At 71.1% G+C, this 14,332-nt stretch carries 10 protein-coding genes; 8 read left to right on the top strand and 2 right to left on the bottom strand.

The genetic code is table 11. From position 1 onward, the window contains the following. Positions 1–88 precede the first annotated feature (88 nt). Together ACFYXM_RS00245 and ACFYXM_RS00240 are read left to right on the top strand one after the other, a co-directional pair. Positions 89–2,038, top strand: coding sequence for a TerD family protein (locus ACFYXM_RS00245; RefSeq protein WP_389285405.1), 1,950 nt, complete (start codon positions 89–91; stop codon positions 2,036–2,038). A 285-nt stretch (positions 2,039–2,323) separates the two neighbouring features. Continuing rightward, a complete protein-coding gene (locus ACFYXM_RS00240; protein ID WP_389285403.1) occupies positions 2,324–3,328 on the top strand; it encodes a TerC family protein in 1,005 nt (334 codons plus the stop codon). Positions 3,329–3,540: 212 nt separating this feature from the next. Here the strand turns inward: ACFYXM_RS00240 and ACFYXM_RS00235 are convergent, their stop codons facing one another. After that, on the bottom strand, positions 3,541–4,197 hold the full coding sequence (locus ACFYXM_RS00235; RefSeq protein WP_389285402.1) for an MBL fold metallo-hydrolase: 657 nt from the start codon (positions 4,195–4,197) through the stop codon (positions 3,541–3,543). A 10-nt stretch (positions 4,198–4,207) separates the two neighbouring features. Beyond that, a complete protein-coding gene (locus tag ACFYXM_RS00230) occupies positions 4,208–4,897 on the bottom strand; it encodes a maleylpyruvate isomerase family mycothiol-dependent enzyme (protein ID WP_389285400.1) in 690 nt (229 codons plus the stop codon). 176 nt (positions 4,898–5,073) lie between these two features. On the opposite strand from ACFYXM_RS00230, the gene uvrA reads away from it, so the two are divergent. From uvrA to whiA, 6 genes are all read left to right on the top strand, one after another. Continuing rightward, positions 5,074–8,133 (top strand): excinuclease ABC subunit UvrA, encoded by a 3,060-nt coding sequence (gene uvrA, locus ACFYXM_RS00225; RefSeq protein WP_389285398.1) that lies wholly within the window; start codon positions 5,074–5,076, stop codon positions 8,131–8,133. Positions 8,134–8,461: 328 nt separating this feature from the next. Continuing rightward, complete coding sequence (locus ACFYXM_RS00220; RefSeq protein WP_351524548.1) at positions 8,462–8,890, top strand: Rieske (2Fe-2S) protein; 429 nt, start codon at positions 8,462–8,464, stop codon at positions 8,888–8,890. Positions 8,891–9,084: 194 nt separating this feature from the next. Beyond that, complete coding sequence (uvrC, locus tag ACFYXM_RS00215) at positions 9,085–11,190, top strand: excinuclease ABC subunit UvrC (RefSeq protein WP_389285397.1); 2,106 nt, start codon at positions 9,085–9,087, stop codon at positions 11,188–11,190. Then, complete coding sequence (gene rapZ, locus ACFYXM_RS00210; RefSeq protein ID WP_073788624.1) at positions 11,187–12,176, top strand: RNase adapter RapZ; 990 nt, start codon at positions 11,187–11,189, stop codon at positions 12,174–12,176. Before uvrC ends, rapZ begins: the two co-directional genes overlap by 4 nt. Beyond that, positions 12,173–13,207: a uridine diphosphate-N-acetylglucosamine-binding protein YvcK gene (gene yvcK / locus ACFYXM_RS00205; RefSeq protein WP_389285395.1), complete on the top strand. Its 1,035-nt coding sequence runs from the start codon at positions 12,173–12,175 to the stop codon at positions 13,205–13,207. Before rapZ ends, yvcK begins: the two co-directional genes overlap by 4 nt. Beyond that, complete coding sequence (gene whiA, locus ACFYXM_RS00200; RefSeq protein WP_073788620.1) at positions 13,198–14,187, top strand: DNA-binding protein WhiA; 990 nt, start codon at positions 13,198–13,200, stop codon at positions 14,185–14,187. The genes yvcK and whiA overlap by 10 nt, the downstream gene beginning before the upstream one ends. Positions 14,188–14,332 lie beyond the last annotated feature (145 nt).

The following is a 14,332-nucleotide window of genomic DNA, read 5'->3' as shown; positions in this document are numbered from 1 at the left end:
ACGGCCGCCGGGAGCTGCACCGCATGGTGCCGCACGGCACCGGGCGACACCGCACAGCGCAGCAGCAACTCGTCGAGGGGACAGGGCAATGACGGCCGAGCTGGTCCGGGGGCAGAACCACACCTTGCCCCAGACCCGACTGGAGATTCGGGTATCGGCCGGCACGCCCGTCGTGGCAGGTGTCACGCTCGCCGACGAGAACGGCACCGTCCACGGCACCGAATGGGTCGCCCACCCCGGCGCGCCCCGGCTGCCCGGGCTCGAAGTTCCCCGCCAGGCCGCCTCCGGTCACCGGCTCGCCGCCGACCTCGACGCCGTGCCGGCCGAGGTGCACCGGATCACCGTGCTGCTGGCTCTGCCCACGGGCATCGGCGGCCCGGTCCGCTTCGGCGCGGTCGCCGCGCCCTTCGTCGCCGTCACCGGGCTCGACGGCGACGAGATCGCCACCTTCACCCTCACCGGGCTCGACACCGAATCGGCCGTCGCGGCCCTGGAGCTCTACCGCCGCCAGGGTGCCTGGAAGGTCCGCGCCGTCGGTCAGGGCTACGCGGGCGGCCTCGCCGCCATGCTCGCCGACCAGGGCCTGAACGGGGCGGCCGAGCTGGCCCGCTCGATCCAGGACGCCGTCACCCGCGCGACGGCCCGCACGGTCGCACCGCCCCCGCCCCGCACCCCGGACGGTGATCGCGTCGGCCACGGCCCGCGCCCCGCACCGGCCCCGGACGTCCCCCCGGCCCCTGCCGCCCCGCCCACGACCCCCGGGGCCGAGCCACTCACCCAGCCCGCTCCGCCGCCGGGCCCCGCCGCCACGGGCGGCCCCGTCGACTACACCCACCCGCGCCGCCAGACCTCCGCACCCCCGCCGCCCCCTCCCACCGCGCCGCCCGCCGCGCCCGGCAGCCCTGCCCAGCCCGTCGCCGGGGACGCCACAGGCTGGTCCATGGAGGAGCGCCTCTACAACCAGATCTGGGGCATGTTCGAAGACCTGGCCCGCACCACCGCCGCGTACCGCAGCGCCGCCGAATTCGCCGAGTCCCGCATGGGCCAGGAGCTCGACCGGACGCTGTCCGACCCGCGCAACCGGATCGGCGGCGCCGGGGACCGGGCCCGTGAACAGGCCCGCGCCAAGCGCGACGAACTCACCTCCCGGGCGAAGGAGGCGCTCGACCGCGACATCGCGCAGCTCACCGCCGAAGCCGCGGTGGTGGAACCCGCGCTCCCCACCGCGTACGCGGGATGGGACAACCCCGTCTGGCACGCCTACCGCGTCCCGATGGAGATCCCCATGGCACTGCGGATCGGCGACCTCCATCTGCCCGAGGCCACCGGTCTGCGCATCCCGCTGCTGGTACGCCTCCCGCTGGAGCGCGGTATCTGGGTCGACAGCGGTCGTACGGCGTCCGGGGCGACGGCCCTGGCGGACACCGCGCAACTGCGTCGTCTGGCCGTGGAGAGCGCCGTCGCGCACGCCGCCCGGCTGCTGGCCGTGTATCCGGCCGACGAGTTCTCCGTGCACGTCATCGACCCCGCGGGCGCGGCGGCCGGACCGCTTGCCCCGCTGGTCCGGTCCGGGGCGCTCGTCGAGCCGCCCGCCGCGGGCCCCGGCGGGGTCACCTCGGTCCTCGCCCGGCTCACCCGGCGCGTGGACCTGGTCCAGATGGCCATCCGGGCGGGCGCCGCCGACTCGCTGCCGCCGGACGTGGACACCGGCCAGCACCTGCTGATCGTCAACGACTTCCCCCACGGCTTCGACGACCGGGCCGTCACCCAACTGCGCTACCTGGCCGACGAGGGGCCCTCGGTCGGCGTCCATCTGCTGATGGTCGCGGATCGCGAGGACGCCGCCGCCTACGGGCCAGTGCTCGACCCGCTGTGGCGCTCGCTGCTCCGGCTCACCCCGGTCGCCGACGACCACCTGGCCGACCCCTGGGTGGGCCACGCCTGGACGTACGAGCCGCTCAGGGTGCCGCCCGGCAGCCGAGTGCTCGACGACGTCCTGGCCCAGGTGGCCGCGGCCCGCACCACCTGGCGCCGCTGAGCCGCGGCGCGCCGAGCGGCCCCTGACCACACCGCCCCGCTCTCCTTCACACCACCTCCGGCCTGGCGTTTTGATGATCCTTTAGGTGTCCCTTTACCTTCCTTTGGTTTTTCTTGTACTGTTTCTTGGGCGGAGGGGAGTACTCCCACACGCGGCGTTCCCGTCAGTACGGACCCTGACCGGTCCCGGGGCGCCGGTCCAGGTGCGCATCGCGCGCCCGGGCGGAAGAGACCTCCGGCAGCGACGACGCTGAATCAGTAGCCGTAGTGAACTGCCGGAGGCGCAGTGGACGTTTCATGGACCCTCTGGGCGCTGACCATTCTCGGTCTGTCGGCCCTCATCGCCGTCGACTTCTTCATCGGGCGCAGGCCCCATGACGTGTCGACCAAAGAAGCCGGAATCTGGACGATCATCTGGATCACGCTGGCCGTGCTCTTCGGGCTCGGCCTGCTGGTCTTCGGCGACAGCCAGGCGTCGGGCGAGTTCTTCGCGGGCTTCATCACGGAGAAGTCGCTCAGCGTCGACAACCTGTTCGTCTTCGTCCTGATCATGGCGAAGTTCTCGGTCCCCTCCCATCTCCAGCAGCGGGTGCTGCTCGTCGGCGTGCTGATCGCGCTGGTGCTCCGGGCGGTCTTCATCGCCGCGGGTGCCGCGGTCATCGCCAACTTCTCGTGGGTCTTCTACATCTTCGGCGCGTTCCTGATCTACACCGCCTGGAAGCTCGTCCAGGAGGCGCGGGCCGACGAGGAAGGGGAGGAGTTCGAGGAGAACCGCCTGCTCAAGTCGATCGAGCGCCGCTTCGGGGTCGCCGACCGGTATCACGGCACCAAGCTCTTCATACACGACAAGGGCAAGCGCGTCCTGACACCGCTGATGGTCGTCATGCTCGCCATCGGCACCACCGATGTGCTGTTCGCCCTGGACTCCATCCCGGCGATCTTCGGGCTGACCCAGGACCCGTACATCGTGTTCACGGCGAACGCCTTCGCCCTGATGGGGCTGCGGCAGCTGTACTTCCTGATCGGTGGCCTGCTGAAGAAGCTGGTCCACCTCAGCTACGGGCTCTCGGTGATCCTCGGCTTCATCGGCGTGAAGCTGGTGCTGCACGCGCTGCACGAGTCCGGGGTGCACGTCCCCGAGATCTCGATACCGGTCTCGCTCGGCGTCATCTGTGGTGTCCTGGTGATCACCACGATCACCAGCCTGATCGCCGACCGGAAGCGGAAGCGGGCCGAAGCGGCCGCGGCGGCGGACGGGGCCGCGGACAAGAAGGCCGGCATCGACGCCTGACGCGGCCGCCGCCCGACGCGGTTGCCGTCGGCCGGCTGCCATGAGGGGCGCTCCCCCGTACCCGTACCGCTTGCGACGGGGACACGGGGGAGCGCCCCGGCCCCTCTCCGCCGGGAGGCGGGCCGGGGCGGGGCGCTCCGGAATCACGTGCGTGTCCCGCGCGGACCCGATGGGCCCGGCGCGGGCGAAGTGGCCGCGGGAGCGGCCGGGTGTCACCAGCCGCGGGCGTGCCACTCGGGCAGCTGCGGGCGTTCGACACCGAGCGTGGTGTCGAGACCGTGGCCCGGGTAGACCCAGGTCTCGTCGGGCAGCTGGTCGAAGAGCTTGGTCTCGACGTCGTGGATCAGGCTCGCGAACGCCTTGGGGTCCTTGCGGGTGTTGCCGACACCACCGGGGAAGAGGCAGTCCCCGGTGAACAGATGGGGGGCGCCGTGCGGGTCGTCGTAGACGAGCGCGATGGACCCCGGGGTGTGGCCGATGAGGTGACGGGCGGTCAGTTCGACGCGGCCCACCCGGATCGTGTCGTTGTCGTCCACCAGGACATCGGTCGGGACCGGGATGCCCTCGGCGTCGTACCTGCCGGCGAACGTACGCGCTCCGGTGGCCGCGACGACCTCGCCGAGCGCCTGCCAGTGGTCGGGGTGCCGGTGGGTGGTGACGACGGAGGCGATGCCGTCGTCACCGATGAGCCGCAGCAGCGTCCCGGCCTCGTCGGCCGCGTCGATGAGGAGCTGCTCACCGGTGGCCCGACAGCGCAGCAGATAGGCGTTGTTGTTCCCCGGCCCCACGGCGACCTTGGAGATCATCAGATCCGTCAACTCGTGTACGTCAGCACGACCGCCGACCTTGACCGCTCCGCTGTACGTCATGCGTTCCAGCCTATAGTGGAGGCAGTGCGGGGAGGAGTCCGCCGTCGACGGCCAGCGCCGATCCGTCGCGCCGTCCGCAGAGCCAGCCGAGCAGCTCGGGCGCGGTGCCGCGGACCACGACGGGGGCGCCCTCGGCGCCGCCGCCCGTGGACCAGGCACGGCCGTCGTCGGCGGTGATCCGCGTGGCCACGACGTCGGAGTGTCCGGTGAACCGTTCGGCGAGGAAGTCGATCTCCCGGGTGACGAACTCGTCCGGCAGGTCCTCCAGCTCGTAACCGATGTCCAGGTCGACATGGTGCAGCTCGACCTCGACGCGGCGGCGGAAGGGGACCCGGGAGGCCGAGTCCGTCACGCCGTTGCGCAGCGTGACGGTGCGGGTCCAGTCGGCCGGGGCCGAGGCCGCGTCCGCGAAGCGGGCCGCGCTGTCGGTGAGGTCGGTCAGCTGCTCCGCCTTCGGCCGGGGCGCGCCGCGTTCGATGTCCCGGTCGCGGGTTTCGCTGTCTGCGTACATCGGGCGGCCCAGGAGAACATTTACGAGCGCGTCGGCGTTACGAGAGAGGTGCGCGACGACATGGCCGCGGCTCCAGCCCGGCAGGCGCGAGGGCTCGGCAAGCGCCGCGTCGTCCAATTTCCCGGTGGCGCTGAGCAGTCGATCGGTCGCTTCACGTACGGCGCGCAGGTCGTGCGCGTGATCAGTCATGACGCCGAGCGTAGCCCGGCCACTCATTCGGGTGAAGGGAGCGACAGCCGTCCGCAAATCGAATGTGCGTGCTATACGCTCGGAGTCGAAAAGCTTCGTACACCGCTGTGGCGCCCCCCATACCCTGGGACGGGGGCTCAGTTCCCCCACTTCTCTCCAGAAAGGTGCGGACCGGCGTGGTCGACCGTCTCATCGTCCGTGGCGCTCGCGAGCACAATCTCAAGAACGTCTCCCTCGACCTTCCCCGCGACTCGCTCATCGTCTTCACCGGGCTCTCCGGGTCGGGCAAGTCGTCCCTCGCGTTCGACACGATCTTCGCCGAGGGGCAGCGGCGCTACGTGGAGTCCCTCTCCTCGTACGCGCGGCAGTTCCTCGGCCAGATGGACAAGCCGGACGTCGACTTCATCGAGGGTCTCTCGCCAGCCGTCTCCATCGACCAGAAGTCGACCTCGCGCAACCCGCGCTCGACGGTCGGCACCATCACCGAGGTGTACGACTACCTCCGGCTGCTGTTCGCCAGGATCGGCAAGCCGCACTGCCCCGAGTGCGGCCGCCCCATCGCGCGCCAGTCGCCGCAGGCCATCGTGGACAAGGTGCTGGGTCTCCCCGAGGGAAGCCGCTTCCAGGTGCTCTCGCCGCTGGTGCGCGAGCGCAAGGGCGAGTTCGTCGATCTCTTCGCCGATCTCCAGACCAAGGGATACAGCAGGGCCCGCGTCGACGGCGAGACGATCCACCTCGCCGAGCCGCCCAAGCTGAAGAAGCAGGAGAAGCACACCATCGAGGTGGTCGTCGACCGCCTCACGGTGAAGGAGGGTGCCAAGCGGCGGCTGACCGACTCGGTCGAGACCGCGCTCGGGCTCTCCGGCGGCATGGTCGTGCTCGACTTCGTCGACCTCCCCGAGGACGACCCCGAGCGCGAGCGGATGTACTCCGAACACCTCTACTGCCCGTACGACGACCTCTCCTTCGAGGAGCTGGAGCCGCGCTCCTTCTCGTTCAACTCGCCCTTCGGCGCCTGCCCCGACTGCACGGGCATCGGCACGCGGATGGAGGTCGACCCCGAGCTGGTCGTCCCCGACGAGGAGAGGTCGCTCGACGCCGGCGCGATCCACCCCTGGTCGCACGGCCACACCAAGGAGTACTTCGGCCGGCTGATCGGAGCCCTCGCCAAGGCCCTCGGCTTCCGCACGGACATCCCGTGGGCCGGGCTGCCGCAGCGTGCCAAGAAGGCACTCCTCTACGGTCACAAGATCCAGACCGAGGTCCGCTACCGCAACCGCTACGGACGCGAGCGCGCGTACACCACCCCCGCCTTCGAGGGCGCGGTGCAGTTCGTCAAGCGGCGCCACTCCGAGGCCGAGAGCGACTCCAGCCGGGAGCGCTTCGAGGGGTACATGCGCGAGGTGCCGTGCCCGACCTGTGAGGGCACCCGCCTCAAGCCGATCGTCCTCGCGGTGACGGTGATGGAGAAGTCCATCGCCGAGGTCTCCGCGATGTCGATCAGCGAGTGCGCGGAATTCCTCGGCCGGCTGACGCTGAACGCCCGGGACAAGAAGATCGCCGAGCGGGTGCTGAAGGAGGTCAACGAGCGGCTGCGGTTCCTGGTCGACGTGGGCCTCGACTACCTCTCGCTGAACCGTGCTGCGGGCACCCTGTCCGGCGGCGAGGCCCAGCGCATCCGGCTGGCCACCCAGATCGGCTCCGGTCTGGTCGGTGTGCTGTACGTGCTGGACGAGCCGTCCATCGGCCTGCACCAGCGGGACAACCACCGGCTCATCGAGACCCTCGTCCGGCTCCGCGACATGGGCAACACGCTCATCGTCGTCGAGCACGACGAGGACACCATCAAGGTCGCCGACTGGGTCGTCGACATCGGTCCCGGCGCCGGCGAGCACGGCGGGAAGGTGGTCCACTCCGGATCGCTGAAGGAACTGCTGGGCAACGGCGAGTCGATCACCGGTCAGTATCTGAACGGCACGAAGTCGATCACGACGCCCGACCTCAGGCGCCCCGTCGACCCGTCCCGCAGCCTCACGGTGCACGGTGCCCGGGAGAACAACCTCCAGGACATCGACGTCTCCTTCCCGCTCGGCGTGCTCACGGCCGTCACGGGCGTCTCGGGGTCCGGGAAGTCGACGCTGGTCAACGACATCCTCTACACCCACCTGGCGCGCGAGCTGAACGGCGCCAAGTCGGTGCCCGGACGGCACACCCGGGTCGACGGCGACGACCAGGTCGACAAGGTGGTGCACGTCGACCAGTCGCCCATCGGACGTACGCCCCGGTCCAACCCGGCCACGTACACCGGTGTCTTCGACCACATCCGCAAGCTGTTCGCGGAGACGATGGAGGCGAAGGTGCGCGGCTACCTGCCGGGCCGCTTCTCCTTCAACGTCAAGGGCGGCCGCTGCGAGAACTGCTCCGGCGACGGCACTATCAAGATCGAGATGAACTTCCTGCCGGACGTCTACGTCCCGTGCGAGGTCTGTCACGGTGCGCGGTACAACCGCGAGACCCTGGAGGTCCACTACAAGGGCAAGTCCATCGCCGAGGTGCTGGACATGCCGATCGAGGAGGGTCTGGAGTTCTTCGAGGCCGTCCCGACCATCGCCCGGCACCTCCGTACGCTCAACGAGGTCGGCCTGGGATACGTACGGCTCGGCCAGTCCGCGCCGACCCTCTCCGGCGGTGAGGCCCAGCGGGTGAAGCTGGCGAGCGAGCTGCAGAAGCGCTCCACCGGCCGTACGGTCTACGTGCTGGACGAGCCGACCACGGGCCTGCACTTCGAGGACATCAGCAAGCTCATCAAGGTGCTGTCCGGGCTGGTCGACAAGGGGAACTCGGTGATCGTGATCGAGCACAACCTCGATGTGATCAAGACCGCTGACTGGGTCATCGACATGGGCCCCGAGGGCGGCAACGGAGGTGGCCAGGTGGTCGCCGAGGGGACACCGGAGCAGGTCGCCGGAGTTCCGGCGAGCCACACCGGCAAGTTCCTCCAGGTCATCCTGGACCCGGACCGGGTGAGCGAGGCAGCGGTTCCCGCGGCCCGCAAGCCGATGCGGAAGGTCGCCGCCAAGAAGGCGGTCGCCGCGAAGGCGGCCCCGGCCAGGAAAACGGCCACGGCCAGGACGAGCGCGGGGCAGGCCGCCAAGTCCGTCACGGCCAGGACCGCCAAGACGACCGCGGCGAAGAAGCCCGCGGCGAAGAAGGCGACCGGCGCGCGCAAGTCCTGACGACCGCGTCCCCGGCCGGCGGCCCCCGACGAGGGGGACGCCGGCCTCGTCGCTGTCGCGGGCCCGCCACCGTCGCCGGATCCGCGGCCGCTCCCGGCATCGTCCCCGGTCCCGTCGCCGTCGCGGACGCCGTCCCGATCCGGGCCCGGAATACGCCTCTGACCAGCGGGAACCGGTCTCGGGCGGCCCGCGCGTCGGCCGCTCGGCCCTCGCCGGTATCGTCGGTTCCGTCACCGATGGCGTCGATGCCCGTGTACCTCCGGTACTCCCGTGTCCCCGTTGCCGGGCGACCTCCGTACGTTCCACCCCTCCGACCAGTGGAGACCGCATGCCCGGCCAGCCCGCCGCCCGCCGTACCGTGCTGAAGGGCGCCGCTCTCGTCGGCGTCGCCGGGCTGGGAGCGGCCGCCTGCTCGACCGAATCGGTGCTCGGTCACGCCGGGCCGCCCACGCCCACCGCCCCCGTCGACCTCGGCGCGCCGGAGGAGATCCCGGTCGGCGCGTCCAAGCTCTACCGCGAGCAGCGGGTCGTCGTCAGCTGCCCGGCGAAGGGGCAGTACAAGGCGTTCAGCGCCCAGTGCACCCACGGGGGCTGCGTGCTGGACAAGGTCGAGGACAACGTGGGCAGCTGTCCCTGTCACGGCAGCCACTTCGACACGACGACCGGCACGGCGACGAAGGGCCCGGCGACCGCGCCGCTGCCCGAGGTGCCGGTCAGGATCGAGGGCGGCAAGCTCGTCGCCGGCCCCAAGGCCTGAGGCCCGCCCCGACCGCCCCGGGACCGGGCGTCCCCGCCACGGCGGGACCGGCTGTCCGCGCCGCCCGTACCGGCGATCCGCCCGGTCCCGCCGATCCGCCCGCCCCGGCCGGCGCCGGCCCCCCGGCCCGCGTCGGGCGAGGGGGCCCGTCCGGACAGGCCGCACTGTCACTGCCCGCAAGTAGGGTGGGGCACATGGCAGACCCCTCCAGCTACCGACCCAAGCCGGGACAGATCCCCGACTCCCCGGGGGTCTACAGATTCCGCGACGAGCACCGCCGGGTGATCTACGTCGGCAAGGCCAAGAACCTGCGCCAGCGTCTGGCCAACTACTTCCAGGACCTGGCCGCACTCCACCCGCGTACGCGCACGATGGTCACCACGGCCGCGTCGGTGGAATGGACGATCGTCTCCACGGAGGTCGAGGCGCTCCAGCTGGAGTACTCCTGGATCAAGGAGTTCGACCCCCGGTTCAACGTCAAGTACCGCGACGACAAGAGCTATCCCTACCTCGCGGTCACGCTCGACGAGGAGTTCCCGCGCGTCCAGGTCATGCGCGGCGCCAAGAAGAAGGGCGTGCGCTACTTCGGCCCCTACGGGCATGCCTGGGCGATCCGAGAGACGGTCGACCTGATGCTCCGGGTCTTCCCGGTGCGCACCTGCTCCGCCGGGGTCTTCAAGAACGCGGCCAGGACCGGCCGCCCGTGCCTCCTCGGCTACATCGGCAAGTGCTCGGCCCCCTGCGTCGGCCGGGTCACCTCCGAGGAACACCGCGAACTGGCCGAGGACTTTTGCGACTTCATGGCCGGTCGCACCGGCGCGTACATCCGCCGCCTGGAGAAGGACATGATGGCGGCGGCCGAGGAGATGGAGTACGAGCGGGCGGCCCGGCTCCGCGACGACGTGGAGGCCCTCAAGCGGGCCATGGAGAAGAGTGCCGTCGTCCTCGCCGACGCAACCGACGCCGACCTGATCGCCGTCGCCGAGGACGAGCTGGAAGCCGCCGTCCAGATCTTCCACGTGCGCGGCGGCCGGGTGCGCGGGCAGCGCGGCTGGGTCACCGACAAGGTCGAGAACGTCGACACCTCGGGTCTGGTCGAGCACGCCCTGCAACAGCTGTACGGCGAGGAGACGGGCGACGCCGTCCCCAAGGAGGTCCTCGTCCCGGCCCTGCCCGAGGACCCGGACGCGGTCTCCCAGTGGCTCGCCGGCCGCCGGGGCTCCCAGGTCAGCCTGCGCATCCCGCAGCGCGGCGACAAGAAGGACCTGATGGCGACGGTTCAGCGCAACGCCCAGCAGGCCCTGGCGCTGCACAAGACGAAACGCGCCTCCGACCTGACGACCCGCTCCCGCGCGCTGGAGGAGATCGCCGAGGCGCTCGGTCTCGACACCGCCCCGCTCCGTATCGAGTGCTACGACATCTCGCACCTCCAGGGCGACGACGTGGTGGCCTCCATGGTCGTCTTCGAGGACGGGCTGGCCCGCAAGAGCGAATACCGCCGCTTCCAGATCAAGGGCTTCGAGGGTCAGGACGACGTCCGGTCGATGCACGAGGTGATCGGCCGTCGTTTCAAGCGGTACCTCCAGGAGAAGGAGCGGACGGGGGAGTGGGGGGAGACGGCCGGTCCGACGGACTCCACCGCGTTCGCGGACGGCCTCGCAGCGACGGACTCCGTCGCACCTGCCCCGGACGGCATTCCGGCCGCGTCCGGTCCCGTCGGTCCCGCCCCGGACGCCGAGCCCGGTCCGGGGAGCGAGCCCCGTGAGGACGACGGCCGTCCCAAGCGGTTCGCCTATCCGCCCCAGCTCGTCGTGGTCGACGGCGGGCAGCCCCAGGTCGCGGCGGCGAAACGGGCCCTCGACGAACTGGGCATCGACGACATCGCCGTGTGCGGTCTCGCCAAGCGGCTCGAAGAGGTCTGGCTGCCGGACGACGACGACCCCGTCGTCCTGCCCCGGTCGAGCGAGGGGCTCTATCTCCTCCAGCGCGTGCGCGACGAGGCCCACCGGTTCGCGATCACGTACCAGCGCACCAAGCGGGCCAAACGCATCCGCTCCGGTCCCCTGGACGCCGTCGCCGGACTCGGCGAGACCCGGAAACAGGCGTTGATCAAGCATTTCGGCTCCGTGAAGAAGCTGAGGCAGGCGACAATCGACGAGATCTGCGCGGTCCCGGGCATAGGCCGCCGGACGGCGGAGTCCGTGGCCGTCGCCCTGGCCACGGCGGCCCCGGCCGCGCCCGCCGTGAACACGGCGACCGGAGAGATCATCGAAGAGGACGACGGGGGCAGCACGACATGACCGAGCACGAACACGAGAATCAGCACAAGACCGGTCACGAGTACCGGGTCGAGCACGGCGGCACCGACCGAACAGACGGAGCAGGACACGTGAGTACGGGCACCACGATCGACAACGGCGACGGGGCCATCCCCGAGCTGGTGATCATCTCCGGGATGTCGGGCGCAGGCCGCAGCACCGCGGCCAAGTGCCTGGAGGACCTCGGCTGGTTCGTCGTCGACAACCTGCCGCCCGCCCTGATCCCCACCATGGTCGAGCTCGGCGCCCGCTCGCAGGGCAACGTGGCGCGCATCGCCGTCGTCGTCGACGTCCGCGGGCGCCGCTTCTTCGACAACCTCCGCGAGTCCCTCGCCGACCTGGAGGCCAAGCACGTCACGCGGCGGATCGTTTTCCTGGAGTCCTCCGACGACGCACTGGTCCGCCGCTTCGAGTCGGTCCGGCGCCCGCACCCCCTCCAGGGCGACGGCCGGATCGTCGACGGCATCGCCGCCGAGCGCGACCTGCTGCGCGAGCTGCGCGGCGACGCCGACCTGGTGATCGACACCTCCAGCCTCAACGTGCACGAGCTGCGCGCCAAGATGGACGCCCAGTTCGCCGGTGAGGAGGAGCCGGAGCTGCGCGCCACGGTGATGTCCTTCGGCTTCAAGTACGGCCTGCCGGTCGACGCCGACCTGGTGGTCGACTGCCGCTTCCTGCCCAATCCGCACTGGGTCCCCGAGCTGCGCCCGTTCACCGGGCTCAACGAGGAGGTCTCCGCCTACGTCTTCGACCAGCCCGGCGCCAAGGAGTTCCTCAACCAGTACACGGAACTGCTCCATCTCGTCGCTGCCGGATACCGTCGCGAGGGCAAGCGCTACGTGACGATCGCCGTCGGCTGCACGGGCGGCAAGCACCGCTCGGTCGCCATGTCCGAGAAGCTCGCGGCCAGGCTCGCGACCGAAGGGATCGAGACCGTTCTGGTGCACCGGGACATGGGGCGCGAGTGACCAGCCGCAATCTGCGCCTGCGCCGACTGCGCAGAGCCACCTCCGCGCTGTCCGGCCGCAAACGCGGTACGCAGCCCAAGGTCGTCGCCCTCGGCGGCGGCCACGGGCTGTCCGCCTCACTGGCGGCGCTCCGCCGGATCACCGGCGACCTCACGGCGGTGGTCACCGTCGCCGACGACGGCGGCTCCAGCGGCCGGCTCCGTGAGGAGCTGGGCGTGCTGCCGCCGGGCGATCTGCGCAAGGCGCTGGCCGCCCTGTGCGGCGACGACGACTGGGGCCAGACGTGGGCCCGGGTCATCCAGCACCGCTTCCAGTCCAAGGGCGACCTGCACGAGCACGCCGTCGGCAATCTGCTGATCGTCGCCCTGTGGGAGCAGCTCGGCGACCACGTCCAGGCCCTGGACCTGGTCGGCAGGCTCCTCGGGGCGCACGGCAGGGTGCTGCCCATGTCCGCCGTGCCGCTGGAGCTCCAGGCGCTCGTACGCGGACACGACCCGGCCCGCCCGGACGAGGTGGACACGGTGCGCGGCCAGGCGACGGTGGCGTTGACCCCGGGCGAGGTGCAGTCCGTCCATGTCGTCCCGAACGACCCGCCGGCCGTCCCCGAGGCCGTCGCCGCGGTCCTGGACGCCGACTGGGTGGTGCTCGGCCCGGGGTCCTGGTTCTCCTCCGTGATCCCGCACCTGCTCGTCCCGGAGCTGCTCGAAGCACTGGTCGAGACCAGGGCCCGCAAGGTCCTCTCGCTCAATCTCGCTCCCCAACCCGGCGAAACTGATGGCTTCTCCCCGCAGCGTCATTTGGAGGTTTTGGGACGACACGCCCCTAAACTCGCCATGGACGTGGTGCTGGCCGACGAAGCCGCCGTGCCCGATCGTGAGTCCCTCGCCGATGCCGCCAAGCGGCTCGGCGCCGCGGTCGAGCTGGCGCCGGTGGCCTCACCCGACGGCGTTCCGATCCATGATCCGGAGCTGTTGGCCGCCGCGTACGACCGTATTTTTCGGATGCATGGAAGGATCGGCCCATGGCGATGACGCCGGCGGTGAAGGACGAAGTCTCCCGGCTTCCGGTGACCCGGACCTGCTGCAGGAAGGCGGAGGTCTCGGCGATTCTTCGGTTCGCGGGCGGGCTCCACCTGGTGAGCGGCCGGATCGTGATCGAGGCGGAGCTGGACACCTCGATGGCGGCGCGCCGGCTGAAGCGGGACATCCTGGAGATCTTCGGGCACAGCTCGGAGCTGATCGTGATGGCTCCCGGCGGGCTGCGGCGCGGCTCCCGCTACGTCGTACGCGTGGTGGCGGGCGGCGACCAGCTGGCCCGCCAGACGGGCCTGGTGGACGGCCGCGGCCGTCCCATCCGCGGTCTGCCCCCGCAGGTGGTCTCGGGGGCCACCTGCGACGCCGAGGCCGCCTGGCGCGGTGCCTTCCTGGCACACGGCTCGCTCACCGAACCCGGCCGCTCCTCCTCCCTGGAGGTGACATGTCCGGGTCCGGAGGCCGCGCTCGCCCTCGTCGGGGCGGCGCGCAGGCTCTCCATCGCGGCGAAGGCCCGCGAGGTGCGGGGGGTGGACCGGGTCGTCGTCCGCGACGGCGACGCGATCGGCGCCCTGCTCACCCGGCTCGGCGCCCACGACTCGGTGCTGGCCTGGGAGGAGCGGCGGATGCGTCGCGAGGTCCGCGCCACCGCCAACCGGCTCGCCAACTTCGACGACGCCAACCTGCGCCGCTCCGCGCGGGCCGCGGTCGCCGCGGGTGCCCGGGTCGGGCGCGCGCTGGAGATCCTGGGCGAGGACGTGCCCGAGCACCTCGCCGCGGCCGGCCGGCTGCGCATGGAGCACAAGCAGGCGTCCCTGGAGGAGCTGGGCGCGCTCGCCGATCCGCCGCTCACCAAGGACGCGGTCGCGGGCCGGATCCGCCGGCTGCTGGCGATGGCCGACAAGAGGGCGCAGGACCTGGGGATCCCGGGCACCGAGTCCACTCTCAGTGACGAGCTCGCCGACGGTCTCGTGGGATGACCTGACAATCGCTTGGTGAGGTGAGCCGAAAGGCGAGAAACCGGCTGAATGCGGAACGGGCAACACACGTACGTGTATTGACGCTCCGTGACATCCACCCGATGAGCGGCCATGTCTCCGCAGGCCCGTACCCCTACCGAGGGAT

The organism is Streptomyces sp. NPDC002476 (assembly GCF_042889785.1).
GTDB lineage: Bacteria > Actinomycetota > Actinomycetes > Streptomycetales > Streptomycetaceae > Streptomyces.
Note: the sequence above shows the minus strand (reverse complement) of the source record. Positions and strands in the feature narration are given on the sequence as shown.